The sequence below is a fragment of the Psychrobacter sp. NPDC078409 genome, from assembly GCF_050268505.1.
Classification (GTDB): Bacteria; Pseudomonadota; Gammaproteobacteria; order Pseudomonadales; family Moraxellaceae; genus Psychrobacter.
In genome coordinates this window covers 475,806-501,338 of sequence record NZ_JBNNGW010000003.1, presented here as the reverse complement: position 1 = coordinate 501,338, position 25,533 = coordinate 475,806, and the positions used below count along the sequence as shown (strand labels likewise).

Sequence of the window (25,533 nt, the reverse complement as noted above, 5' to 3'; positions counted from 1 at the left end):
TATTACTCGTCACTGGTCATCATCGGCCGCTACCGGCACGATGCTTCTTAAGCAACACTATCTTTTATTCCTCATACTTTTATCGATAGTAGTGCTTTATAAATAATAAAAGCATTGTTTGGCCGAGCTTGATGTTTTTTACGCTCGTCCCTATATAAATGCACAATATGTATCATATATTTGTGATTTAAAATTATATACTGACCGTGATTCTTATCATCATAAGATTGTTATATATAGATAAGAGTCAATCTTTAATACGGTTTACTAAGTACGATAGATAAGTGAATAGGAAAATACAAAGAGATTATGAAGCTTTCGACTAAAGTTGCAGAACTGACTAATATTATTGCCCCTGCCGTGGCCGCTTGTGATGTGTCACTGTGGGGTATCGAGTTTGCGCCACAAGGTCGTCGCTCTTTACTACGTATCTATATTGAGGCATTGCCAGAAGAGCAAGCCCAAGATAAGCAAGTAACGATTGAAGATTGCGCGGCAGTAAATCACCAAGTAAGCGGTATCTTGGAAGTTCATGATCCTATCGCTGGTGAGTACATCTTAGAAGTATCTTCACCTGGTTTTGATCGTGCGTTTTTCTCAGATGAGCAAATGCATGCGTATGTTGGTCAAACTGTGAGCTTGCGTCTGATTCAAGCCATCGGTACAGGCGATCAAAAACGTCGTAAAGCCACAGGTACTTTAGATAGTATTGATGAAAACTCTTTAAAACTGACGTCAAGTGATGGCGAGCAGTTTGAGATTGCATTAAGTAATATTGATAAAGCCAATTTGATTTATGAAGATGCCTAGATTTTTACTAGGGTAACTGTTTATAAATAGACAGTTTTATCTTCCAATAGCTTATGTGGCTTATAGCAACTATATAATAGCAGCACCCAAATTATAAAATTTAAGTCAATTAAAAAATGATAGGACAGGTATAGCATGAGTCGTGAAATCTTAACGGTAGTAGAAACTGTCAGTAATGAAAAGGGCTTAAATCCTGAAGATATCTTTGAAGCAATTGAAGACGCTTTGGTGGTATCGACTAAGAAAAAAGTATATACCGAGCAGCCAGAAGTGGCTGTACGGGTAGCAATCGACCGTGCAACTGGCGATTACGATACTTATCGTTACTGGACAGTGGTTGCAGATGAAGACCATGAAATGCCAGCTTGTCAGCTTGCTATCACCGATCTTGATCAGGAAGAATGGTCAATTGGTGATATTAAAGAAGAGCAAATTGAATCAATCGAATTTGGTCGTATTGCTGCTACTCAAGCCAAACAGGTCATCATTCAAAAGATTCGTGAAGCTGAGCGTGCACTAGTTGCAGACGCTTTCGAGCCGCGTGTTGGTGAGATGATGTATGGCGAAGTCAAAAAACAGACTCGTGATGGCTATATCATCGATTTGGGTGACAATGCTGAAGGTTATTTGTCACGTGATCAAATGTTGCCACGTGAACAACTCCGTGCAAAGTCGCGTATCAACGCTATCTTGTACCATGTGAACCGTGAAAACCGCGGTGCACAGTTACTGTTATCTCGCACACATCCTGAAATGTTATCAGCATTGATGCAAAAAGAAGTGCCTGAGATCGCAGAACAAATTATCGAAATTCGTAACGTCGCTCGTCTGCCAGGTACTCGTGCTAAAATAGCCGTGAAGACTAACGATCATCGTATTGATCCAGTTGGTGCCTGTATTGGTATGCGTGGTACACGTATCCAAGCAGTACAGCAAGAGTTAGACGGTGAGCGTATTGACGTGGTGGTATGGTCAGATGATCCTGCCCAGTTCATCATCAGCTCTCTAGAGCCTGCTGACGTAAGCAGTATCATTTTAGATGAAGATACTCAAACAGCAGACATTATCTTTAGCACAAATGATCAGTTGGCACGTGCTATTGGCTCACAAGGTCAAAACGTACGTCTAGCGTCTGAATTGACGGGCTATAAGCTTAATATGATGCTCGAAGAAGAGTATCAGCAACGTCAACAAAACGAATCAAAAGCGTTTATTGAATTATTCTATGAGCGCCTAGAAGTAGATAAAGATTTAGCACAGGCGTTGGTTGATATTGGTTTTACCAGTATCGAAGAAGTTGCCTATGTACCAGTTGAGACTTTCTATGATATCGAAGGTCTAGACGATGAAGCGATTGATATGATTCAAGAGCGTGCTAAAGAAGTCGTCATCGCTGATGAACTGGTCAAACAACAGAACATGAAAGAGCCAAGTCAAGAGCTTCAAGAGCTTGAAGGTATGACAGTCAGTTGGGCTTATAAAATGGCGCAAAAAGACATCATTACTGTTGATGACTTGGCAGAACAAGCCGTCTTCGATCTAGAAGATATCGAAGGATTAGACTCTGAAACTGCAGGAAAACTCATCATGAAAGCTCGGGAATCTTGGTTCGATGAATAAGCGGTAACTGCATATCGCTGTCTTTTGGTGATATGCTATTGAGAATAAAGCGCTGATATTATTTATAAGTATCAGCCTTAACCCAATCATTTGTAGCCAACAACTGAATTGAACATATAGCAAATAATAGACAGTAGGTGATAATAAATGGCAGATAAGACCGTCAAAGAACTGGCAGAAATGGTAGGCAAAACTACAGATGCTGTAAAGCAGCAATTAGTAGATGCTGGCCTGCCTGCTCGCGCAGAGGATGACCTAGTCACCGAGCTTGAGCAAGAAAAGCTGGTGACGTATTTAAAGCAAAGTCATGGTCAACAAGAAAAGCGTCGTATTAGTCTTAAATCTAAGACGACCAGTACTGCACGTGTGACCGGCTCTTCTGGTAAATCTAAGAGCGTCAACGTAGAAGTGCGTAAAAAGAAAGTATTTGAAAAGCCTGATCCGGAAAAAATGGCTGAAGAGCTAGCCGCTCGTGAGCAGGCTCTAATTGAGTCTCAAGAACGTGCAGCCAAAGAAGCTGAAGAACGCGCCGCTACTAAGAAGAAAGCGGAAGAGCGTCAAGCAGCAACGCTAGCAGCAATGCGTGCAAGCTTAGGCTCTAGCAAAAAATCAGACGACAAGAATGATGATATTTCTACATCAGTTGTCGTCAAAAAAGGCGGCAAAGCGACGGCTGAAGTTAAGCCTAAAGAGCAGCCGAAAAAGAAAGTTGCTGCAACTAAGCCTAAAGTTGAAACCGCTGCTGAGCGTAAAGCTCGCGAGACTCGTGAGAAAGAAGAAGCGCGTCTGCGTGAAATCGAATTAGAAACCCGCCGCACACAAGCTGAAGAAGCGCAAAAGCGTACACTTGAGCAAATGCGTAAAATGGCTGGTAAATATACAGATCGTGAACCTGTTACTGAAGTACGTAAAGATGAGCCATTGGCTGAAGGTTTGGTCGGTGATGCACTAGAAGAGTCTTTCGAAAAAGAGCGTCGCGAAATTAAACGTGGTTCGAACAGTACTGGTACTCGTGGTCGTCGTCGTAAGAACCAAGATGAGCGCGAAATCAAAAACCGCAAAAACGGTTTGCGTTCAACTCAGGCGTCACAGCATAAGTTTGAAAAACCTGTTGAAAAAATCGTCTATGATGTTGAGATTAGCGAGCAAATTTCAGTTGCCGATCTTGCACAGCGTATGGCGGTTAAAGCTCGTGAAGTAACCAAATTACTTATGAAAATGGGTGAAATGGCTCGTGAGTCAGATACGATTGATCAAGCAACCGCAAGCCTGCTTGTTGAAGAAATGGGCCACAACCCAGTACCAGTTAGTGATACTAAAGTCGAAGATGACTTACAGTACGCAGTTGATGAGCGTAGTAGTAACATCCAGACTCGTCCACCAGTAGTGACTATTATGGGTCACGTCGATCATGGTAAGACCTCACTACTGGATAAAATTCGTGAAACGAAAGTTGCGAATGGTGAAGCGGGCGGCATTACACAGCATATCGGTGCTTACCATGTAAAAACTGATCGCGGTGTTATTACTTTCCTTGATACTCCAGGTCACGCAGCGTTTAGCGCAATGCGTTCACGTGGTGCTCAAGCGACTGATATCGTTGTATTGGTGGTTGCAGCTGACGATGGCATGATGCCACAAACAGCAGAAGCCATTGATCATGCACGTGCAGCTGGTACGCCGATTATTGTTGCTATCAACAAAATGGATAAGCCAGGCGCTGATCCTGACCGTGTTCTTAATGAATTAACGACGAAAGAAGTTGTTTCAGAAGAATGGGGTGGTGATACACCAATGGCTCGTATCTCAGCTAAAACAGGCGAAGGTATTGAAGACTTACTAGAATTCATTAGCTTACAAGCTGAGCTAATGGAACTAGAAGCGCCACTAGACGGTGCTGCTCAGGGTGTGGTTATTGAATCAAGACTTGAAAAAGGTCGTGGTCCTGTCGTTAGTGTCCTAGTTAAAAAAGGTACATTGAAACAAGGCGACTTGGTTCTAGCTGGTGAGCACTATGGTAAAGTTCGTGCATTAACAGACGAGCATGGCCAACGTATCAAATCAGCTGGTCCTTCTATCCCTGTAGAGATTTTAGGTCTGCCTGAGACACCTGCTGCTGGTAGCGAGTTCCTAGTTGTGACGGACGAGAAAAAAGCTCGTGAAGTTGCGGACTTTAGAACCAACCGTGAGCGTGAGCGTCAACTTGAGCGTCAGAATGCCATGCGTTTAGAAAGCATGTTTGATCAGATGGGTCAAGGCGATGTGTCATTCTTGAATATCGTACTAAAAACAGACGTACGTGGTTCACTTGAAGCACTACTAGCTGCCCTAAACGAATTGTCTACTGACGAAGTAAAAGTCAGAGTGATCAGTTCAGGCGTTGGTCCTATCTCTGAGTCTGACGTAACCCTTGCAGAATCTAGTGAAGCGGTACTGTTAGGCTTTAACGTTCGTGCAGATGCTACCGCACGTCGCAAAGCAGACACTGCTAACATGGATATTCGCTACTATAGCGTAATCTATGGTTTGATCGATGATGTGAAATCAGCAATGAGCGGTATGCTTGCTCCTGAACATCGTGAGAAAATCCTTGGTGTTGCAGACGTTCGTGAAGTATTCCGTTCTAGTAAGTTTGGTGCTGCTGCTGGTTGTATGGTGGTTGAAGGTACAATCTATCGCAACAAACCTATCCGCGTATTGCGTGATGATCAAGTTATCTTTACTGGTCAACTGCAATCATTACGTCGCTATAAAGAAGACGTTAATGAAGTACGTACTGGTATGGAATGTGGTCTGGCCGTTCGTGGCTATGATGTTGAAGCTGGCGATAAGATCGAAGTCTTTGAAATCCAAGAGTTCGCACGTACTATCTAAAGCTGCTGTTCAATAGCAGAGTATGTCTTAATGCAATATGCGTAATCCGCTGAGCTGTTTATATACTTTGCTAATATTCAGCTGTACTTAGGCCTAACAGGTACATCCTGCTAGGCCTTTTTTAGCACATATCAGTGCAACATTTATTAATCAGCAGACTTATACAGTAATAAAATAAGCCCATTAAAGTAAGGTAATAACATGAACCAACGTTTACAAAGATTATCGGATCAGATTCAGCGTGAGCTTGCTGTTCTTATTCGTGATGAAGTCAATGACCCTCGTCTAACAGGTTTTGTCACAATCTCTAGTGTCAAAGTTAGCCCAGATTTAGGCTATGCGGACGTCTATGTCACTATCATGGAGCCTGAGCTCAATGATGCTATGAACAAAACTAATCATGAAGAGAGCATCAAAGTATTGAATAAAGCAGCAGGGTTTTTGCGTACGGAACTAAGCCATAGCTTAAAAACACGTACTACGCCGCGCTTACGTTTTCATTATGATGAAGTAACGGCTCGTGGTAACTATATGATGGACTTGATTAGTAAGGCCGTGACTAAAACTGAGCAAAACGAGAATGACGAGTAAATTATTATTATGTCTATAGCGTCTAAGCAAGTTGATAAAAAAGCCAATATGACACCTGAAAAAGTGAAAGTTTCAGGTGTCATATTGGTGGATAAACCCAAAGGTATGACCTCGCAGCAAGTTGTGTCAAAAGTGAAGTATTTATTTAAATCAACGATACACGATAGTAAAAAGGCAGGACATACAGGAACGCTTGATCCGATGGCAACTGGCCTGTTGCCTATTTGCTTGGGTGAAGCCACCAAGTTTAGCCATTATCAACTGGATGCTGATAAATCTTACCAAGCGACTATTTTGCTAGGTAGTCAAACCGATACTGGTGATGCTGATGGCCAAATCGTAACGCAGGCTTCTATCCCAGAATTTGATGAAGCATCATTGGCGACTATTGCCCAGCAGTTTTTGGGTGCTCAGCAGCAGATACCACCGATGTATTCAGCGCTAAAAAAAGATGGTAAAAAACTGTATGAATATGCTCGCGCTGGTATTGAGGTTGATAGACCGCCCAGAGATATCACGATTAAAGCAATCAATCTACAGATGATAGATGATACCCAGATTAATCTCACGGTTACTTGTACGAAAGGTACTTACGTACGTGTATTAGCGGAAGATATTGCAAAGCAGCTAGGTACGTTAGGACATTTGACGGTATTACGTCGTACACAAGTAGGGAGCTTTAGCATTGATGATGCGATCGCTTTATCATCGTTAGAAGAGCATGGTTTAGAGGAGCGTCAGTCTTGGCTACTGCCCATTGACGCTTGTATTGATATCAATGCTGAACTGACGCTGACAGAGGAGCAATGCGCTCGCGTACATATGGGGCAGCGCCTAAACGTATTTGATGAGCTGACAGGTAAGCTCAAAGATTATGTTGCTAATATGGTTTCTAACCAGCTGTCTAATGATAGTTCTGTCGGTATTGATGATGATGCTAGTACTCACAGTAAAGCTGATACTGGTCTTGATGCGCCTCAGTTCCTAGAGCATGAAATACCTATTGATATACGTTTACTTAATGAGCAGGGAGAGTTTCTTGGTCTGGGGTCTGTGAGCTTAAACGGACGTCTACAACCTAAGAAATTGATTCAGCGCTAATAGTGACGTTTTCATCAATGTTACTTAAATAGAGAAACTACCACCTAACATTGGCCTGATTTACTAATAGTTTACACTAATCACATACCGTCACATTTTATTGCAGGTTTCGCCTATGGTGAAACCTGTTTTTTTTGTACTCTATATTCATCAGATAAGGAAAGCTGAGCTAAAAAATAAAACGGATAAGTATTATAAGAATAAAAAATTGCTATAAAGCAAATAATTAAAATAATAGCTAATTAAAAGTAATCAATTAGAAGAAAAAAGTAATACAGAAAGGACGCATTTGAATAGAAATAAAATAGTTCAAAGGAAAATACACTACTGAATAATAATAAAATTAGCTCATAAAAATATACTGGCTCACAAAAACTAATAGATAAGAAGAAGGAAAGTTATGAAAACGATCGCTTTTTTACTACATAACCATTTCGAACAAGCAGAGTACGAAGACGTCAATAATCAGCTGAAAGATAAAGGCTATAAGACACTTCTCATAACAACAAATGATAAAAAAGAAGTGCAAGCCATGCAGCAAGACGTAGATAAGAGTGATACTTTTACTGCCGATATCTTTGCAGAAGATGCTAACGTCTCTGACTATGATGCATTGGTGTTACCAGGCGGTACTGTCAACGCAGATACTATTCGTGGTAATGAAAAGGCTCATCAAATCATCAATGCTATTCATGAAGAGGGAAAGCCATTAGCTGTTATTTGCCATGCTCCTTGGGTTCTCATCAATACAGGTATTGCTAAAGGCAAAACCCTTACCGCTTATCCTACATTGCAACTAGATTTAGAAAATGCTGGAGCAAACTACGTAGACAAGACAGTACAAGTAGATGGTAATCTTATTACCTCGCGTAACCCAGACGATATACCTAATTTTGTTGATGCTTTAGATAAAGCATTATCTTAGAATTTTGACTTCTAACTAAACAAGTTCAATTACCTAAGTACTATTAAATTTCAAATTTTTATAACTAACATTTATAACCATAACTAAGGAACATACTATGTCAAACTCTAACCCAAATGATACTAAGCTTGAGCAACAACGTTCTGATTCAGCAGAAGCAGCACTTAAAAGTCAAACTGAAGACAATCATAGTGAAAACAGTGAAGCAGCAGCAGAACGTATCGCAGCTAATTTGGAAAACGCAAAAGAAGACAAGTAAGTTTTTAATATGCCACCTGTAATAGGTGGCATTGATATATTTATAGTTTGCACGTCTTATGATCGATGAGTGCAACGACAGTTAGTCCACAGAACAATAATTTAGGAGCTAATATGAGTAATTCACCGAACAATATGGACGAGCAAGAAAAAGAGATTGAAAAGCTTGCAGAAGAAATCAATCCGAGTGAGCATACTGCCCCAGACAGCCTAGCAGAAGTGACTACTGCCGCGCCTCTTGAAGATGATGAACTAGGCGGCAATGCGAAAAAGTCTGACGCTAATAAGTAGCCTAGTAGTCTCTTAATAGATAGTTATCTATTAAATACTAGTTACCAGTGACCAAAGGTAGCTTTACAAGTATTATGAAAAACTGCTGCTAGTTCAGCAGTTTTTTGTTATAATTACCCCCACATTTAAATTAGGTTTTGATTGAAGTACTGTCACTAGCTCATTACTTTGATTAAGTAGTGCTATAGCTAAATGCAATGTACGATTCAAAACATGCTAAATGGTTGTTAACTGAGCTTGTCGTACACTAGGTCAACTCTAGTAATGCAGGGTTGTCCTGAATGGCGTACAGGTTATTTTATTTATTATTCTATTGCTTTAATACTGACTCAAATTGTAGCCTGTATTTAAAGTTTTTAGCATTGCCGGAGATATTTATGCTAACTAATACCGATCGTGAACAAATCATCGCTCAATACCAACGTGGCGAAAATGACACTGGTTCTCCAGAAGTTCAAGTAGCTTTGTTGAGTGCTCGTATCAATGATTTGCAGAACCACTTTAAAGCACACAAAGCTGACCATCATAGCCGTCGCGGTCTTATCCGTATGGTTAACACGCGTCGTAAACTGCTTGATTACTTAAAAGGTAAAGACCTTGGTCGTTACACTACTCTAATCAGCCAGTTAGGTCTACGTCGTTAATCTAACGACAATAGTACGAGTGGATGCTGAATTTTTTGCTAAATCGCTTGGAAATTGTTTGTTGTTATCGATAAAATAGATTTTTCTAAAAACGGTGTGGAATAGTTTCACGCCGTTTTTTTATGCTTATTCGTTTTAGATACCGTGCTCAAATAGTGATAGCTATAGCTCCTTCTATAGAATAGTTAAGAGGGATACTGGTATAAACTGTACTAACCAAGTCTCAAGTACGGTATTTTCTGACGATAATTGCGCTACTGTGCAATTAATTGGTCAATGGCTATAAATCACTGTAAAATAATGCCTTGTGAGTTTGATAGCGCATCTGCTACAGATATGGCGATTATTGATAAGATACTTATTATTTGGCTTGGTAATCGGCGCAGATAGCTGATATTTGAAAGTTCAGAAAATAGCCTGTAGGGTTTTTAGCATCGAAGTCTTTTGACTTAATGTCTTTTTGATAGTATTTATAGTAAAGCCAAAATTGCACGACCGAATATACATAATAGTACGATGTCTAACTCAGACAAATATATGAGATAACCAAGTAACGTTATTGGCATTGGTTGCGATGATTTCTAATAGAAAGCATGTCAACTGATAGCCATATACACAGAATTTTAATGACAGATATCAGCTTTTTTTGACGCTGATATCAGTTTTGTCAGTCAACATTAGGAAGATTATATGACAATGTTCAACACCATTAAGCGTGAATTTCAGTATGGCAACCAGCAGGTTGTTATCGAGACAGGCCGTATTGCCCGTCAAGCAAACTCTATTTTAGTACACATGGGCGGCGTAACAGTATTAGTTGCAGCAGTCGTAAAATCAGAAGCTAAAGAAGGTCAAAACTTCTTTCCGCTAACGGTTAATTATCAAGAAAAAATGTATGCAGCGGGTAAAATTCCAGGTGCTTACGGTAAACGTGAAGGCCGTGCGAGCGAATTTGAAACTTTAACTTCACGCTTGATTGACCGCCCGATTCGTCCGCTATTCCCAGAAGGCTACGTAAACGAAATCCAAATCACTGCTACAGTTGTATCATCAGATAAAACTCAGTCTGCAGATATCGCTGCACTAATTGGTGCTTCAGCAGCATTAGCTATTTCTGATGCACCATTTAATGGTCCTGTTGCTGCCGCTCGTGTTGGTTTCATTAACGGCGAATACGTTCTAAACCCAACGTCTGAGCAGCTTGAAACCAGTGATCTAGATTTGGTTGTAGCTGGTACTAAGTCTGCGGTATTGATGGTTGAGTCTGAAGCGGCAGAGCTGTCAGAAGACCAGATGCTAGGTGCAGTATTGTACGGCCATCAGCAACAACAAATCGTTATTGATAACATTGCGTCAATGGCTGAAGAAATTGGTACTGCTAAGCAGCAATACTCTGCTCCTGAGCGTGACCAAGCCCTTACCAGCAGCATGAAAGAGCAGTTCGGCGAGCAAGTTGCTGACGCTTATACCATTACTGATAAGCAAGCACGTTACACGAAGCTTGATGAAATCAAGCAATCAATTATTGACGCACTTGCTGGTGATGCTGAGTCAGAGACTTATGCTGATACCGTATCTGAGCTTAAAGAAATTTATAACGACCTTAAATATCGCACCGTTCGTGACAACATCTTGTCAGGTAAGCCACGTATCGATGGTCGTGACCCTGAGACAGTTCGTGCGCTTGACGTGCAAGTTGGTGTATTGCCATACACGCATGGTTCAGCATTGTTCACACGTGGTGAGACGCAGGCATTGGTTACTACCACACTTGGTAACAGCCGTGACGTCAACATGATTGACTCACTAGGTGGCACGATTCGTGACCATTTCATGCTGCATTACAACTTCCCGCATTTCTCAGTTGGTGAAACGGGCCGTGAAGGTATTCCAAAACGTCGTGAAATCGGCCATGGTCGTCTAGCACGCCGCGGTGTACAAGCGATGTTACCAGATAGTGAGCGTTTCCCGTATGTGATTCGTGTGGTATCAGAAATTACTGAATCTAACGGTTCATCTTCTATGGCTTCTGTTTGTGGCGCAAGCTTGGCATTGATGGACGCAGGCGTACCATTAAAAGCACCAGTTGCTGGTATCGCGATGGGTCTGGTTAAAGAAGGCGATCGTTTTGCTGTATTGTCAGATATCTTGGGTGATGAAGATCATCTAGGTGATATGGACTTTAAAGTAGCCGGTTCTAAAAATGGTATCACTGCACTTCAGATGGATATCAAAATCGAAGGTATTACCCCTGACATCATGGAGCAAGCGCTTAAACAAGCTCATGCAGGTCGTATTCATATCCTAGAAGCAATGAACCAAGTATTGCCTGAGAGCCGTACTGAAATCAATGCTCATGCACCAAACTACGCGGTTATCGAAATCAACCCAGACAAGATTCGTGACGTTATCGGTAAAGGCGGCGCAACTATCCGTCAGCTAACGGAAGAAACTGGCGCGGTTATCGATATCGATGATGCAGGTACTATCCGTATCTTTGGTGAAAACAAAGCAGCGACCAAGGCAGCTATCGGCAAAATCGAAGCACTAACTGCTGAAGTTGAAGTTGGTAAAACTTATGAAGGTACCGTTGCTCGTATCGTCGACTTCGGTGCATTTGTAAATGTCTTGCCAAACACTGATGGCCTAGTACATATTTCACAAATCGCAGAAGAGCGCGTAGAGAATGTATCAGACTATCTAAAAGAAGGTCAGGTCGTTAAAGTACTCGTACAAGACGTTGACAACCGTGGTCGTATCAAACTAACTATGAAAGGTGTTGAGCAGAACTAATACTCAATATCTGATGTGGTTTAAGTAATAAAAAACCGCCTTGAAATGCTCGTTATGAGTATTCAAGGCGGTTTTTTTATGTGCTCAAAAAGACGATGACTGGCTAGCTAAAAGGCCATTTATAACTCAATGCTTTTAGGCAGATGTATATCGATACGAAGTTTTGGTAGGTCTTGTAAGTACTCAGTTAGTAATGGCAACGTATCAGCATGCCAGTCTAGGGGCAGAGTATCTGCTATAGTGCTTTCATTGGATACGATATCACGTGGTTTGCCTGAGATAAGCGGCCGAGCAAGTAATGCAACTCTGCGTATGCCTTGGTAACGTATAAGCGGCATTATTTGCTGTTGCAAATCAATCAAGGCAGCAGTCAGCCAACGTGTGCGCGCTGGATGATAAGGATGGTTTGATATCACAAGGTTGGCAATATAGTTTGGCTGGTTACCGTTACTACTGATACCAAGTCCGACCTGCTCACGTGTACGCTTATTAAGTAAGCAGCTACCAACATTCAGACTACCATCGCGGCACGCGCGATGATAGCGACTATAATTATCAGGAAATAGAGTTTTCGCTCGTGTAAGTACAGGATCTAAAACGACACCAGCATTGTTGACAGGTAAAACAAGCAACTGTGCATTGCTATTTAAAATAGAGGCATGTGTGAGTTGTAAAATCGCCATCGTAAGCCTCTCTATAACCAAATCAAGTATACGGTTATTGAATCGTCGATTTATTAGAGTCGTTTGCTTCTAATTGAGCAATTTGTTGTTCGAGTAGCGCAATTTGTTCTGCCTTCATATCAGTCAATTGCTTATTCATAGCCACTTGTTCAGCGGCTAACTTTTCTTGTTCGGCCAGTCGCTGACGTTCATCTTCTAAACGATCAATCTCTTCTTTCGCCAAGCTATCATTTTCTGGTAGAGGCGCATCTAATATAGCAGTAGGATTTGGTATCGCCGTACTGTCATTATTTGCTTCTTCAGAGTGTTTGTCAGTGAGTACACCATCGTCAATCACAGAGTCATCTGTTATATCAGATATATTATCTGTTGTTGACTCTATCGGCGTTTGCTCAGTTGCTGGTGCTGAAGTAGCGTTATCTATAGGGAGTGTGGACTGAGTGCCAGACCTTCCTACGATAAGGTAGACAATGACGATAAGTAGCAATACTGAGATAAGTATTGCCAAAATTTTCTGACGTGATTTAGTCTGCTTTTTCTTAGAAGTGTGGGTTGATGAAGGCCGGATGTTGTCTGGTTTCATATTGTGATCGATTCATGTTAAGAATATAAGTAGCCATACTATAGCAAACTCAAAATAAAAAGCCCATCTATTGATAGATAGGCTTAATAGACCATTAAATAATAAAGTATTTAATCTAGTTTCAAGTGTAAGTGCTAGATAGCTAAGGTTTGAATTTTACAGTACCGCTGGTGCCAGTTGCCATCGCATCACGAGCCATCTGATCTTCTAAATGGTTCTTGGCACTAATGGCATCAGGATCGGGACGGTGCTCTGTGTGTCCGCACTGAGTACATTCAATATACTCATCTGGGGCAGGATTCACGATATTAACTTGCACCACAGCGTCCATCTCCTGACATTTCGGACAGCGCACCCCTGCTAAAAATCGGCGCTTAGGACTAGATGACTGATAACGCATTTAAATGACCTCGCGCGTCGTTTGAGTGTTTGCGGCATCGATATTTTTAACATCAGTGAAACCATTATGACGTAGCAAGGCATCGATACTAGCGCTACGACCACGGAAGTTTTCAAAGTTGGTCTTCGCTGGGAAACTGCCGCCAACAGATAAGATAGATTCACGGAACGCTTTACCTGTCGCTGGGTTGAAAATACCGTCTTCTTCAAACTTGCTAAACGCATCCGCTGATAGCAGTTCCGCCCATTTATATGAGTAATAACCTGCAGCATAACCACCCGCGAAGATATGACTAAAACCATTAGCAAAGCGGTTATAGTCAGGTGTTTGCATAACGGAGATATCATGACGGACAGTATTGAGCGTCTCTAAAATACCATCGTAATTAAGTGCTGGCGTATGAGCATGAATGAGTAAGTCAAATAGAGCAAACTCTATCTGACGCAGCGTTTGCATGCCGCTTTGGAAATTTTTCACTGCTAATAGTGCATCGAGCTTGTTTTTAGGTAATGGCTCACCAGTCTCAACGTGGCTGCTGATAAGGGCGATACCTTCAGCGTCCCAAGCCCAGTTTTCCATAAACTGACTAGGAAGTTCGACCGCATCCCACTCGACGCCATTGACACCAGCGACATCACCGACCGTGACTTGAGTCAATAAATGATGCAAGCCATGACCAAACTCGTGGAATAAGGTTAATACTTCATCATGGGTCAACAGACTAGGTTTGCCGTCAAGTGCTGGCGTGAAGTTACCAACCATGAAGCAAACAGGCAGCTGCTGATGGTTTTGTTCTTCATAGCTATAGCGAGATTGGAAACCACTCATCCATGCACCGCCACGCTTACCACTACGTGCAAATAAGTCAAAGTAGAAGCCACCAAGTAAGCGATCATCAGCGTCGAATAATTGATAAAAGCTTACATCGTCATGCCAGCGCGAGACTGAGTCACTTTCTGCATCTTTATAACTTTGCTCTTGTACTTTGATACCGTATAGACGCTCAACGATAGTAAACAAGCCATTAATCACTTTAGGTAATGGGAAGTATGGACGAATTTCCTCTTGCGATAAGCTGAACTCACTTTGTTTTACTTTTTCAGCGATATAGGCGCTATCCCACGGTTGCAACTCGTCAATGCCATAATCGCTTGCGTATTTCTGCAGCTGTGCCAAATCTGCTTTGGCAGCAGGAGTCGCTTGCGTTGCTAAGTCACGTAAGAATGTTTCAACTTCTAAGACACTGTCTGCCATCTTGGTCGATAGCGATACTTCAGCATAATTTGCAAAACCAAGTAGCTTAGCCTTTTGCTCACGCAAACTCAGAATTTGACCCATAATATCAGCGTTGTTTAGCGACTCACCTTTTGCATTGGTATGCGTATCAAACTCAGAAGCACGCGTAACGTAAGCACGATACAGCGTTTCCCGTAAGCTGCGCTCGTCCGCATGAGTCATAATCGCTAGATATACAGGGATATTCAAACTGGCCACATAGTAAGGAGTAGGAAGTGCATCTATATCGGCTTGGCTAAGAGCACCGCTAGCAAGCTCACGCGCTTTGTATTGCTCGCCTGCATCTGCCAGTAGGGCCAAACCACTCTCTGTTAGACCCTTTAATTGAGAGTCTTCTAAAGGCAGGGCAAGTGCTTGCGTCGCATCCAAGATATTGTCCGAAAAGGTTGCAGACAAGGTAGATAACTCACTTTGGATAGCGGCAAATTTTTCTTGCTCAGCTTGAGGTAATGCAACGCCTGATAACTCAAAACTACGTAATGCCAGTTCGATTGCACGTGCACGAGCAGGCTCTAACGTAGCAAAGAAATCTGTGTCATTGACGATAGTTTGATAGCGATTAAACAAAGGCTGATGTTGTCCAACTCGTGTACCGTAGGCAGATAGCTTTGGTAGCAGTTCATGGTGAACATGGCGAATCTCATCGTTGCTCATCACGCTATTGAGATGCGACAAAATACCCCAGCTACGATCTAATGCCAAATTAATATGATCAAAGCTCATCACATCTGCCAAAGCTTGTTCAGCGCTTATCTTTTCAGCACTTGTTTTTTCAGCACTGTCGCTTTCTATCGAGGTTAAGGTATCTAAAAAAGCATTGGCAGCATCAATGGCGTCAATCACTTGATTTTGTAAGGTATGTGGCGCAGTGTCGGCAAAATCGACAAGGCGTAAATCTAAAGGAGAAGGTGTCATATAGGTATCCGATATCAATGAATTATTATTAATCAAAATGAGAATGAGATAAATCTGGCTACTATGGAGATATACAGTGTGTTCTTGTTTTATATATAGATTATATAAAAGATGGGTTCGTTTGGTAAAAATACAACCTAAGCACTTTTATACGATTCAAGTGAGTAAAACAGTACTAGCAATCTGAAAGTAAACGTTGAGATTCTGGTATTTAGATTCCACTTCTCAAGATAATTATCTGAATATGTAGTTATGCTCGCTAAGAAAGTTCTTTAACAATATAGAGTGCTCTACTTACAAAGCGCTATCATTTGCTTGCAAATTAACCCTACAGGGAGTGGGGTATAGCTGTTAGCATCAAGATAATGGAATTTAAATATTATGCATCAATGAGATGCAAGAAAAACACGGATAGAAATTTCTACGCTTATAACAGTATATGAGTGAAGAGATACATAAAGTTAAAAATGAACGATAATAAAACAAGGAGCAATATATGAAAGCGACTCTTAAAAGTTTACGTGAAACTAAAGCTAACCCTGCAGTAAGTATCTTTGTGAAAACGCATCGTGAACACCCAGCTAATGAGCAAGATCCTATTGCTCTAAAAAATCAATTGAAAGTTGCCGAAGATCGTTTGGTAAATGAATATGATAAACGTACAGCGACTACCATTCTAGATAATATTCAAAATAAAATCAGTGAGCTCAATCACAATTATAACCTCGATACATTAGCTATATTTGCTAGTACAGATGATGTGCAAGTCATCCGTATGCCAATTGATACAACAGAACGTGTTGTGATCTCAGATAGATTTGCTACGCGTGACTTGGTTCGTGATATGGCAAGTGCGGTTCATTATTATACTGTGGTCTTAACCCGTGACAATGCTCGTTTGATCGAAGCATCTAATGACCGCGTTGTGAGAGAATTCGATAAAGATGACGATGCACAAAACAACATGGAGAACATTCAGTTCCCTGTTGAAAACAACGGACTATACACAACAGGTGACGGTGGCTCAGATCGTTCATCAAATAATGAAAGCAGTCACTTAAAAGAATTCTTTAACCAAGTTGATAAAAGCGTCCAAGAACTATGGGGCGAGCATAAAATGCCTCTTGTTATAGTTGGTGATGCAAAAAATATTGGCTACTATAAAGAAGTCTGTGATCGTCCAGACAACATCATCGCTACAGTGTCGAACGCAACCAATTTAGAAGACGGTAGTGCTCAGCATATCGTAGATAGTGTACAAGAAGCCGTAGAAGAGTATCGCACTTCACTGCACAAAGCTGCATTGGGTGAAATCGATAAAGCTCGCGGTGCGAATATGTTGCAGACTGATCTGCAGGAAGTATATCGCAGTGCCTTCCAAGGGGCTGGCGAGACACTTTATGTACGCCGTGGCTATATACAGTCCGCTAAGATTGACGAAAAGGCACAAACGTTAAGTCCTGCCAATGATGCTACTACGGAAGGCATCACAGATGATGCAATCGGTGAAATCATCGAACACGTCATTCATAATGGCGGCGAAGCTGTATTTATGCCACAAGACATCATGGGTGAAGATCAACCAATAGCGCTAGTAACTCGCTACTAATCTGACGATGACACCTATACGCGATGTTCATTTATGAATCAGCCATTGATAATACATAGGTGTAATATGAGAGCATTGGTTCAATACGAGCCAGTGCTCTTTTTATTGTTCAATATCAGCAATTTTCAATATATGTTAAAGGCATTGGTTCACATTGAGCCAGTGCTTTTTTATTTTTAGTATTTAATTTATGAAAGATTAAAACTAAATATTAACGTGTTTTTAACACGGTTCAGAATGGAGCGGTATTTATTATTATGGTGCACAATGCTCTACTATAGTGCGTTTTTTAATTTGTATATAAATCAGTCTATACTTCATTTTAGTTGCTGCCACAAAACACGTTAAATCTTTATTTTGAAATAATACTAAACTCATTACTATTTAACCAATCCATATATATCAAGCTATAAGCGTACCTAGGAGCCTGTTTATTTCGCAGAAATAGGATAGATATCGCGAATTTTTTAGTGCGCTAACTTTACTTTGTGCGAAAATTAAAAGACAAGTCGATAGCGATGGATGACGGCTGGCACACCGCTTGCATTGTTAATATTACACGGTTAACTACCGTTTATTATTAATCTAAGAGCTAAAAAAATGCCGTCTAGGGTTCCGATATAGTAGAGGAAGGCTTTCTAAAACTATATGACTGGTCCGAGAGATGGCGGTTCGAAAGAACTACACGGAGGGATAAAAGCCCGGGAGACTCTAAGTGACACTGTTCACTTAAGCTCATAACTGTGGAGTTTTTTATGTCATCCGTTTCAATTACTACTTCCGATAGCTCGTATTCAGATCGTTTCACCATGTCTTTACCAGGTGGCCACCATTGGTGTGGACGTATCAATAAAAACACTGTATTAACGCTCAAATCACTGGCAGCCAATGCCAATGCTAGCCTATATGTGGTCAATGCTGATGAGAAGCTTGAACGCTTCAACATGCCAGATAGTCTAAAAGCACAACACACCTTATACCTATCTGAAGGTCACGTACTCTACTCCGATATGGGCCGAGTGCTGGCCTCTATTATCAGCGATGACCATGGCTGGAACGATGCCATTTGTGGCCCTAGCACCGCTGCTATGATCAGCTCACAATATGGCAAAAAAACTTTCCAAGATGCTCGTAATGAGCGCTATCAAAACGGTCTTGACGGACTGCTAACAGAGATGTCGAAGTTTGCGTTAGATGAGCGCGACCTTACGGCAACGGTCAATCTGTTCTCCAAAGTCACCCCCGATCTACAAGGGCGGCTGTCCTATATCGCTGCTGACAACACCAACCAATCTATCGCCCTACGGTTTGAGATGAATTGCTTAGTATTCATCTGTAACGCCCCGCACCCGCTTGATCCATCAGACATCTATGATCCAGCTGATATTGAGCTAACCATTCAGCAGGCAGCGCCTATAGTGCCAAAGTCAGAGTCTGATATCTGCCGTGACTCTTGCTCGCAAAACCAACGCGGGTTTGAGAACAATGCACGCTATTTTGGCGACTATACGAACGCCTAACTAAAGGCAGTATTCGATAGGCGAAAGCAGCTATTAAATGTTTATCAATTAAGCGGCGTTAAGTACTAATCAAGTGGTTATCAATTTCTAATTTTTGACTGACAAAACGAGTTTTATAGGCTCATTCACATAACATTTATGCCTATAACGTTTACAACCAGTCATATCAACTAAGAGAGCAGACTCATGACAACTAACAATGATACTAAAAATAAAGATCAAGCTATTCAAAATCCAGCATCAACAACTTTAAAGTCAATCGATCCCAAGACGATCAAGCTACGTGAGGTTTGTGCTGCTGGAGAGGGATGGATGGCAGAGGTTAAGAAAAACCAGACCTTGCGCATTATAGATACTGAAGGCAATCAGGCAGTCGATACCTTGTTCATAAGCTGTACCGATATTGCTGAACGTTATAGTGCCACGGATACATTGGCACAAAATCAAAAGCTGTTTTTGGAGATGGGCAGTCAGCTATTCACTAATAGAGGGCAAGTCATTGCCACTATCACAGATGACACTTGCGGTCGTCATGATACGTTGGGCGGTGCATGCTCATGTGAGAGCAATACCGTGCGTTACGCTCATGATACTTATCCCATGCATAGCTGCCGAAACAACTTTATGCATACCCTAGCAACGCATCCAGTTGCTCAAAAATATAATCTAAACCTACGTCATGTCGGACCAAACATCAATTTCTTTATGAACGTGCCTATTACGCCTGATGGTAGTTTGGCGTTTGATGATGGTATCTCAGCTCCTGGTAAATACGTCGATATCACCGCTCAAATGGATATGATTGTCCTTATATCGAACTGTCCTCAGCTCAACAATCCCTGCAACGGCTATAACCCCACACCCATTGAGCTGGTGATTTATGAGTAAGTAAGCGATTTTCGAACAAGACGATACTGCCTATTAATGAGAATGCTGAGGAAGTTGTGATGTTTAAAAAAGTATTGATTGCCAATCGTGGTGCTATTGCTTGCCGAATTATACGTACCTTAAAGCAAATGGGTGTCGGCTCAGTCGTTGTCTATACCGATGTAGATCGAGGCTCACTACATGTCAGTCAGGCTGATGAAGCCATAAACATCGGCTCTGGTCCTGCCAGTGATAGCTATCTAAATATGGATAAAGTATTGCAAGCAGCGATTGATTCAGGCGCAGAAGCAATTCATCCTGGCTATGGGTTTTTATCAGAAAACGCGGCATTCTGTGATCGCTGCAGTGATGCTGGAATCGCTTTTATTGGGCCAACCTCTGAGCAGCTGCTGAGCTTTGGGCTCAAGCATACGGCTCGTAAGCTCGCCATTGATAGCCAAGTGCCATTGTTACCCGGTAGCGAACTGCTACAAGATGTGGATGAAGCATTACGTGAGGCCGAGCGTATTGGCTACCCTGTCATGCTGAAAAGCACTGCAGGCGGCGGCGGTATCGGCATGCGTCTGGTATGGAATGAGGTCGAACTAAAGGATGCTTATGAGTCTGTGCATCATTTGGCACAAAGCAATTTTAGTGATGCTGGACTATATCTCGAAAAATTTGTAGAGCATGCTCGCCATATCGAAGTGCAAGTATTTGGTGACGGGGCAGGTAATATCATCACCTTAGGAGAGCGTGACTGTTCTATCCAGCGTCGTAATCAAAAAGTGATTGAAGAAACGCCAGCGCCCCTATTATCAGATGCACAAAGACAAAACCTACAAGAGGTAGCGACTAAGTTGATGCAACAAGTCAACTATCGCTCTGCTGGTACCGTTGAGTTTGTGATGGATGTGTCGACGCAAGACTTCTATTTCTTGGAAGTGAACACGCGCTTGCAAGTTGAGCATGGTGTCACAGAAGAAATCTATCACGTGGACCTAGTACGTTGGATGATTGAGCTGGCTGCAGGCGAGTTCGTGTTGCCAGAGTTGCCATTGCACGCATCAGGACATTCGATTCAGGTGCGTCTGTATGCCGAAGACCCTGTCAAAAGCTTTCAACCAAGCACGGGGATTTTAACGGATGCTTATTTTGACCCAGCCGCTCGTGTCGAGACGTGGATAGAAACAGGCAGTGAGGTATCAGCCTTTTATGACCCGATGCTAGCAAAAATCATCGTTACGGCACCTGACCGCAAGCAAGCATTGGAGAAAATGAGCCAAAGTTTGGCTATGTCACGTATGGCCGGTCTTGAAACCAATCTTGAATATTTACAGCAGATCGTGGCCTCAGAGATGTTTTATGCAGGCGAGCAGACCACAAGGTTTTTGAACACTTTTACATGGCTCAGTCAAAAAATTGAAGTATTGCAGTCGGGTGTACAGACAGCCGTGCAAGATGTACTTGGCCGAGAAGGTTACTGGGATGTGGGCGTACCTCCATCAGGTGCGATAGATGGTCTGAGTCTCAATACGGGTAATCAGCTGTTGGGTAATCCATTTAACACCGCAGGTCTTGAGTGCGTGGTTACTGGACCGACCTTATTGTTCCATTGCGACAGTCAGATTGCCATTACTGGCGGTAGCATGGCCTGTACGTTGGATGGTGTAGAGCAGCCAATGTGGCAAACCATTCCTGTGCGCAAAGGCCAAAAACTCATTTGCGGCAATATCACTTCAGGCTGCCGAAGCTATATCGCTATCAAAGAGGGCATAGATGTCCCTGAATATTTGGGTAGCCAAGCGACCTTCAGTTTAGGTCAGTTTGGTGGTCATGCTGGTCGTAATTTGCTCATTGGTGACATGCTACCCGTTGTACAGTGCGATACGTCCATTGCTACTAAAGCCTTACCTGCTGCCCAGCAACCAGCGTTTAATGGATTATGGCAAATCGCAGTCATGTATGGACCACATGGCGCGCCAGATTTCTTTACGGACACTGATGTGACGCAGTTCTTTGAACATGAATGGGACGTTCATCACAACTCTAGCCGTACCGGTATCCGTCTGGTCGGACCCAAACCTGAATGGGCGCGTGAAGACGGCGGCGAGGCGGGACTGCACCCATCAAATATCCACGATAATGCTTATGCCGTCGGTGCGATTGACTTCACAGGGGATATGCCGATCATTTTAGGCCCTGATGGACCAAGCCTCGGCGGCTTTGTGTGTTTGAGCGTCATTGTCGCAGGTGAACGCTGGAAAATGGGACAGCTCAAAGCAGGTGATCGAGTGCAGTTTATTCCCGTCAGCTACGATCAAGCCGCACAATTACATCAGCGTTACGATGACATGCTACGGGCTGATGACTGTCATTTGGTTGATTACAGTTTGCCCATTCATACAGAAAACGCAACATTGCAAACAGCCATACTAGACACTTTACCCATCAATAATGACCAACCAAAAGTGGTGTATCGCCCTGCTGGAGACAGCTATATATTGATTGAGTATGGCGAGCAGGTGCTTGATTTGCAATTGCGCTTCCGCGTTCAGGCATTGATGGAGTGCCTACAAGCACAGCATATCGATGCCATTATCGATATGACGCCAGGTATTCGCTCACTATTAGTGCATTACCATTCATTGAAATTGCCACAGGCAGCACTGTTGGCAATCCTCAAGCAAGCAGAAAGCGCGTTGCCCGATATTAAGAATATGCAAGTGCCGTCCAGAATTGTTCATTTACCCATGGCGTGGGCTGACTCTCAGACTAAGCTAGCAACTGAGAAGTATCAGCAACTTGTCTATCCTGACGCACCTTGGTGCCCCGATAATATCGAGTTTATCAGACGTATCAATGGCTTGGCCTCTGCCCAAGCGGTCAAAGATATTGTCTATGATGCCAGCTATTTGGTTATGGGACTTGGTGATGTTTATTTGGGTGCGCCTGTTGCCACACCGCTCGATCCCAGACACCGTTTGGTCACCACCAAATACAATCCTGCCAGAACATGGACACCAGAGAATGCGGTGGGTATCGGCGGCGCTTATATGTGCATCTACGGTATGGAAGGCCCAGGCGGCTATCAGTTCGTCGGTAGGACGCTACAAATTTGGAACCGCTATCGCTCGCATCCAAGCTTTGAAGCCGAAAAACCATGGTTACTACGATTCTTTGATCAAATTCGTTTTTATGAAGTCAGTGAAGAAGAACTGTTATCGATGCGAACTGCCTTTAAGGCAGGTGAGCTATCGATTGAGGTTGAGGATAGTGTGTTAAACCTCGCTGAGTATTACGAGATGTTGCATGAAAACAAGGACAGTATTCAGACGTTCAAAGATCAGCAACAAGCCAACTTTGATGCAGAGCGACAACGTTGGAAGCAGCAAGGACTTGATCAGTATGTTGGCGAAGATATTGACGCGGTAGAAGTATCATCAGAAGTCTCTGTACCTGAGGGCGGGGTAGTTGTCAAAGCTCATATGATGGGCAGTGTCTGGAAGATTTCTTGCGCGGTAGGTGATGTAGTCGACGAGGGGCAGACCTTAGCAATCATAGAAGCCATGAAAATTGAGATACCAATTGTCTCACCCGTTGCGATGCAGGTCGTGAGTATTGAAATTGAGATTGGTACTACAGTGAAACCCGAGCAGCCTTTATTTGTACTTGCACCCATTACTGCTCACGAGACATTGGTGGCAGACTCAGACATACACGAAGAAAGCTGATGCTGTACGGACTCATCTAGCCGATAGTGAGATAGCAAAACAACGATAAAAATGGCGAAGAATAATAGAGAGAGCAACTATGCAAAAGAATTGGACGATCAAAGATTGGCAAAGCGCTTATGCCGAGGGAACTACCCAGCTAAGTGATCTATTGGATTATGTGGCGGGTATTAGCAATGATAATAATGCTTGGATTGAGATTGCGACTCCTGAGCAGCTGACCGCTCAGATTGACAGTATCGCCACGCAAAACTCCCAAGACTTACCGCTATACGGCATACCGTTTGCGGTAAAAGACAACATTGATGTGGCAGGGTTTCATACCACGGCAGGATGTACAGCCCCTTTGTATTTGGCTGACAAAGACGCACATGTGGTCGCCAAGCTCAAGTCGGTAGGCGCTATCGTCATCGGCAAAACCAATCTTGACCAGTTCGCGACAGGACTGGTAGGTACGCGCTCACCTTATGGGGCAGTGGCCAACAGTTTCAATCCTGAATATATCAGTGGTGGCTCAAGCTCAGGCTCTGCGGTCAGTGTGGCAAATGGCATCGTGCCTTTTGCATTAGGAACGGATACAGCAGGCTCTGGACGTGTGCCTGCAGGCCACAATAATATAGTGGGTTTGAAGCCTACAAAAGGCTGGTTCTCCAGTACGGGTCTCATTCCAGCGTGTCGATTACATGATGTGATTTCTATTTTTGCGCTGGGTGTTGATGATGCGTGGCAAGTAGCTCAGATAATGAAAGGCTATGATGAAGAGGATGATTACAGTCGTATCCATCCTGCCACTGCGTCAGTCGCCTTTAGTCTTGGCAAAATCGCTATCCCTGATACCTTAGAGTTCTATGGTGATACCGAGTCAGAGCAGGCTTTTGAGATAGCCATCTCGCAGCTACAGACGATGGGTTATGAGGTCACACCAATAGACTTTACGGTCTTTAATGAGTTAGCAGATGCGCTCTATAACGATAGCTGGGTTAGTGAACGCACCTTTGCCATCGATCAGCTCGTCGAGCGTGATGAGCTGCTGCCTGTCACTCGCCAAATCATCAGTCAAGCTGAGAACTACAATGCGGTTGATGCAATGAGTGCTGAGTATTCGCGCGCTGCACTAAGTCGCCTTATTCAACAAATGCTATCTGAATTTGACGCATTAATGGTGCCAACTGCGCCGACTATTTATACCATCGATGCGGTCAATGCTGATCCGTTAACGAAAAACAGTCATATGGGTGCTTATACTAATTTTGTGAATCTAGCGGACTTATCGGCGTTGGCGTTGCCGAATCTAATTGCTAGAGACGGATTACCGCGCGGTGTGACCTTTATCGCTATGGGCTGGCATGACGAAGCTTTAGCCAATTTTGGTCATCAGTGGCAGACCGCTCTGGATATACCAATGGGAACCTCTAACCATCGTTATCACTCCGGCACCTCTCAAACACAAACAGCTCAATCTGATCAACCACAATCGCTTATTCCACTAAGCACAGATGACAGTGATAGTAGTGTGGCGTTAGCAGTGGTTGGTGCGCATTTGAGTGGTATGCCACTCAATTATCAGCTGACTGATAGAGGCGGTGTGTTGTCTGAGCAAACTCAAACGGCAGCCACTTATCAGCTCTTTGCATTGGCAGGATCGACACCTGCCAAACCGGGACTGAAACGACACGACGAAGGACGCTCGATTGCAGTAGAAGTCTGGCTAATCCCTAAAGCGAGATTTGGCGAAATCGTCAACGAAGTGCCATCACCATTAGGTATCGGCAATGTTGAATTGGCAGACGGACGCTGGGTCAAGAGCTTCATTTGTGAAGAATACGGGTTTGAGGGTGGCACAGATGTGACAGCATTCGGTGGTTGGAAAGCTTACATAGCCCAGCAAACAGAATCGGTTACTTAGATGGCTGCCCAAATAGTTATGTGGTCAGTACTTATTCAGCAGTCAGATTGACTCAATTGACTAATGAGCCAAAAATAGTAGCGCCAGTAATATTCTCTCTCGTGGTATTGCAA

The 25,533-nt window shown here is 42.9% G+C and carries 19 protein-coding genes and 1 riboswitch; of the genes, 15 read left to right on the top strand and 4 right to left on the bottom strand.

Translation table 11 applies throughout. The annotated features are described in order from the left end of the window. Window positions 1–309: 309 nt before the first annotated feature. From rimP to pnp, 10 genes are all read left to right on the top strand, one after another. Window positions 310–810: a ribosome maturation factor RimP gene (rimP, locus tag ACQKC9_RS08090; RefSeq protein WP_057757748.1), complete on the top strand. Its 501-nt coding sequence runs from the start codon at window positions 310–312 to the stop codon at window positions 808–810. Between the two features lie 135 nt (window positions 811–945). Further along, the gene (gene nusA / locus ACQKC9_RS08085; RefSeq protein ID WP_057757751.1) at window positions 946–2,430 is read left to right on the top strand and encodes a transcription termination factor NusA; all 1,485 of its coding nucleotides are present in this window, start codon (window positions 946–948) and stop codon (window positions 2,428–2,430) included. Window positions 2,431–2,577: 147 nt separating this feature from the next. Continuing rightward, a complete protein-coding gene (gene infB, locus ACQKC9_RS08080) occupies window positions 2,578–5,304 on the top strand; it encodes a translation initiation factor IF-2 (RefSeq protein WP_057757754.1) in 2,727 nt (908 codons plus the stop codon). Window positions 5,305–5,505: 201 nt separating this feature from the next. Beyond that, window positions 5,506–5,895 carry a ribosome-binding factor A gene (locus ACQKC9_RS08075; protein ID WP_102078739.1) on the top strand — a complete coding sequence of 130 codons (390 nt, stop codon included), beginning with the start codon at window positions 5,506–5,508 and terminating at the stop codon, window positions 5,893–5,895. A gap of 9 nt (window positions 5,896–5,904) precedes the next feature. Next, window positions 5,905–6,996 (top strand): tRNA pseudouridine(55) synthase TruB, encoded by a 1,092-nt coding sequence (truB, locus tag ACQKC9_RS08070; protein WP_427621311.1) that lies wholly within the window; start codon window positions 5,905–5,907, stop codon window positions 6,994–6,996. 400 nt (window positions 6,997–7,396) lie between these two features. Further along, entirely contained in the window at window positions 7,397–7,921 is a 525-nt protein-coding gene (locus tag ACQKC9_RS08065; protein ID WP_427621310.1) for a type 1 glutamine amidotransferase domain-containing protein, read from the top strand. Between the two features lie 97 nt (window positions 7,922–8,018). Continuing rightward, window positions 8,019–8,180: a hypothetical protein gene (locus ACQKC9_RS08060; protein ID WP_185156577.1), complete on the top strand. Its 162-nt coding sequence runs from the start codon at window positions 8,019–8,021 to the stop codon at window positions 8,178–8,180. Between the two features lie 113 nt (window positions 8,181–8,293). Then, entirely contained in the window at window positions 8,294–8,470 is a 177-nt protein-coding gene (locus tag ACQKC9_RS08055) for a hypothetical protein (RefSeq protein ID WP_427621309.1), read from the top strand. A gap of 377 nt (window positions 8,471–8,847) precedes the next feature. Continuing rightward, window positions 8,848–9,114, top strand: coding sequence for a 30S ribosomal protein S15 (rpsO, locus tag ACQKC9_RS08050; protein ID WP_045443035.1), 267 nt, complete (start codon window positions 8,848–8,850; stop codon window positions 9,112–9,114). A gap of 690 nt (window positions 9,115–9,804) precedes the next feature. Continuing rightward, the gene (gene pnp / locus ACQKC9_RS08045) at window positions 9,805–11,907 is read left to right on the top strand and encodes a polyribonucleotide nucleotidyltransferase (protein ID WP_101204658.1); all 2,103 of its coding nucleotides are present in this window, start codon (window positions 9,805–9,807) and stop codon (window positions 11,905–11,907) included. A 119-nt stretch (window positions 11,908–12,026) separates the two neighbouring features. On the opposite strand, the gene ACQKC9_RS08040 is transcribed toward pnp, so the two are convergent. The 4 genes from ACQKC9_RS08040 to ACQKC9_RS08025 all read right to left on the bottom strand — a co-directional run bounded on the left by ACQKC9_RS08040 (window position 12,027) and on the right by ACQKC9_RS08025 (window position 15,784). Continuing rightward, the gene (locus tag ACQKC9_RS08040) at window positions 12,027–12,590 is read right to left on the bottom strand and encodes a hypothetical protein (RefSeq protein WP_427621308.1); all 564 of its coding nucleotides are present in this window, start codon (window positions 12,588–12,590) and stop codon (window positions 12,027–12,029) included. A 34-nt stretch (window positions 12,591–12,624) separates the two neighbouring features. Next, a complete protein-coding gene (locus ACQKC9_RS08035) occupies window positions 12,625–13,173 on the bottom strand; it encodes a hypothetical protein (protein WP_427621307.1) in 549 nt (182 codons plus the stop codon). Between the two features lie 142 nt (window positions 13,174–13,315). Continuing rightward, window positions 13,316–13,573: a YheV family putative metal-binding protein gene (locus tag ACQKC9_RS08030; RefSeq protein ID WP_427621306.1), complete on the bottom strand. Its 258-nt coding sequence runs from the start codon at window positions 13,571–13,573 to the stop codon at window positions 13,316–13,318. After that, window positions 13,574–15,784 carry a M3 family metallopeptidase gene (locus ACQKC9_RS08025; RefSeq protein WP_427621305.1) on the bottom strand — a complete coding sequence of 737 codons (2,211 nt, stop codon included), beginning with the start codon at window positions 15,782–15,784 and terminating at the stop codon, window positions 13,574–13,576. Between the two features lie 496 nt (window positions 15,785–16,280). Between ACQKC9_RS08025 and ACQKC9_RS08020 the strand changes: the two genes are divergently transcribed. From ACQKC9_RS08020 to atzF, 5 genes are all read left to right on the top strand, one after another. Further along, entirely contained in the window at window positions 16,281–17,393 is a 1,113-nt protein-coding gene (locus ACQKC9_RS08020) for a hypothetical protein (RefSeq protein WP_427621304.1), read from the top strand. Between the two features lie 596 nt (window positions 17,394–17,989). Beyond that, a riboswitch (guanidine-I (ykkC/yxkD leader) is annotated at window positions 17,990–18,103 on the top strand. Between the two features lie 45 nt (window positions 18,104–18,148). Continuing rightward, window positions 18,149–18,913 carry an urea amidolyase associated protein UAAP1 gene (locus ACQKC9_RS08015; RefSeq protein ID WP_427621303.1) on the top strand — a complete coding sequence of 255 codons (765 nt, stop codon included), beginning with the start codon at window positions 18,149–18,151 and terminating at the stop codon, window positions 18,911–18,913. A 186-nt stretch (window positions 18,914–19,099) separates the two neighbouring features. Next, entirely contained in the window at window positions 19,100–19,801 is a 702-nt protein-coding gene (locus ACQKC9_RS08010) for an urea amidolyase associated protein UAAP2 (RefSeq protein WP_427621302.1), read from the top strand. Between the two features lie 59 nt (window positions 19,802–19,860). After that, on the top strand, window positions 19,861–23,514 hold the full coding sequence (gene uca, locus ACQKC9_RS08005; protein ID WP_427621301.1) for an urea carboxylase: 3,654 nt from the start codon (window positions 19,861–19,863) through the stop codon (window positions 23,512–23,514). Between the two features lie 79 nt (window positions 23,515–23,593). Further along, window positions 23,594–25,420 carry an allophanate hydrolase gene (gene atzF, locus ACQKC9_RS08000; RefSeq protein WP_427621300.1) on the top strand — a complete coding sequence of 609 codons (1,827 nt, stop codon included), beginning with the start codon at window positions 23,594–23,596 and terminating at the stop codon, window positions 25,418–25,420. Window positions 25,421–25,533: the final 113 nt, after the last annotated feature.

What these genes read in the sequence shown, in the direction of transcription:
- rimP (WP_057757748.1), top strand. Translation starts at nt 310, where the DNA reads ATGAAGCTTTCGACTAAAGTTGCAGAACTGACTAATATTATTGCCCCT.
- nusA (WP_057757751.1), top strand. Translation starts at nt 946, where the DNA reads ATGAGTCGTGAAATCTTAACGGTAGTAGAAACTGTCAGTAATGAAAAG.
- infB (WP_057757754.1), top strand. Translation starts at nt 2,578, where the DNA reads ATGGCAGATAAGACCGTCAAAGAACTGGCAGAAATGGTAGGCAAAACT.
- ACQKC9_RS08075 (WP_102078739.1), top strand. Translation starts at nt 5,506, where the DNA reads ATGAACCAACGTTTACAAAGATTATCGGATCAGATTCAGCGTGAGCTT.
- truB (WP_427621311.1), top strand. Translation starts at nt 5,905, where the DNA reads ATGTCTATAGCGTCTAAGCAAGTTGATAAAAAAGCCAATATGACACCT.
- ACQKC9_RS08065 (WP_427621310.1), top strand. Translation starts at nt 7,397, where the DNA reads ATGAAAACGATCGCTTTTTTACTACATAACCATTTCGAACAAGCAGAG.
- ACQKC9_RS08060 (WP_185156577.1), top strand. Translation starts at nt 8,019, where the DNA reads ATGTCAAACTCTAACCCAAATGATACTAAGCTTGAGCAACAACGTTCT.
- ACQKC9_RS08055 (WP_427621309.1), top strand. Translation starts at nt 8,294, where the DNA reads ATGAGTAATTCACCGAACAATATGGACGAGCAAGAAAAAGAGATTGAA.
- rpsO (WP_045443035.1), top strand. Translation starts at nt 8,848, where the DNA reads ATGCTAACTAATACCGATCGTGAACAAATCATCGCTCAATACCAACGT.
- pnp (WP_101204658.1), top strand. Translation starts at nt 9,805, where the DNA reads ATGACAATGTTCAACACCATTAAGCGTGAATTTCAGTATGGCAACCAG.
- ACQKC9_RS08040 (WP_427621308.1), bottom strand. Translation starts at nt 12,590, where the DNA reads ATGGCGATTTTACAACTCACACATGCCTCTATTTTAAATAGCAATGCA.
- ACQKC9_RS08035 (WP_427621307.1), bottom strand. Translation starts at nt 13,173, where the DNA reads ATGAAACCAGACAACATCCGGCCTTCATCAACCCACACTTCTAAGAAA.
- ACQKC9_RS08030 (WP_427621306.1), bottom strand. Translation starts at nt 13,573, where the DNA reads ATGCGTTATCAGTCATCTAGTCCTAAGCGCCGATTTTTAGCAGGGGTG.
- ACQKC9_RS08025 (WP_427621305.1), bottom strand. Translation starts at nt 15,784, where the DNA reads ATGACACCTTCTCCTTTAGATTTACGCCTTGTCGATTTTGCCGACACT.
- ACQKC9_RS08020 (WP_427621304.1), top strand. Translation starts at nt 16,281, where the DNA reads ATGAAAGCGACTCTTAAAAGTTTACGTGAAACTAAAGCTAACCCTGCA.
- ACQKC9_RS08015 (WP_427621303.1), top strand. Translation starts at nt 18,149, where the DNA reads ATGTCATCCGTTTCAATTACTACTTCCGATAGCTCGTATTCAGATCGT.
- ACQKC9_RS08010 (WP_427621302.1), top strand. Translation starts at nt 19,100, where the DNA reads ATGACAACTAACAATGATACTAAAAATAAAGATCAAGCTATTCAAAAT.
- uca (WP_427621301.1), top strand. Translation starts at nt 19,861, where the DNA reads ATGTTTAAAAAAGTATTGATTGCCAATCGTGGTGCTATTGCTTGCCGA.
- atzF (WP_427621300.1), top strand. Translation starts at nt 23,594, where the DNA reads ATGCAAAAGAATTGGACGATCAAAGATTGGCAAAGCGCTTATGCCGAG.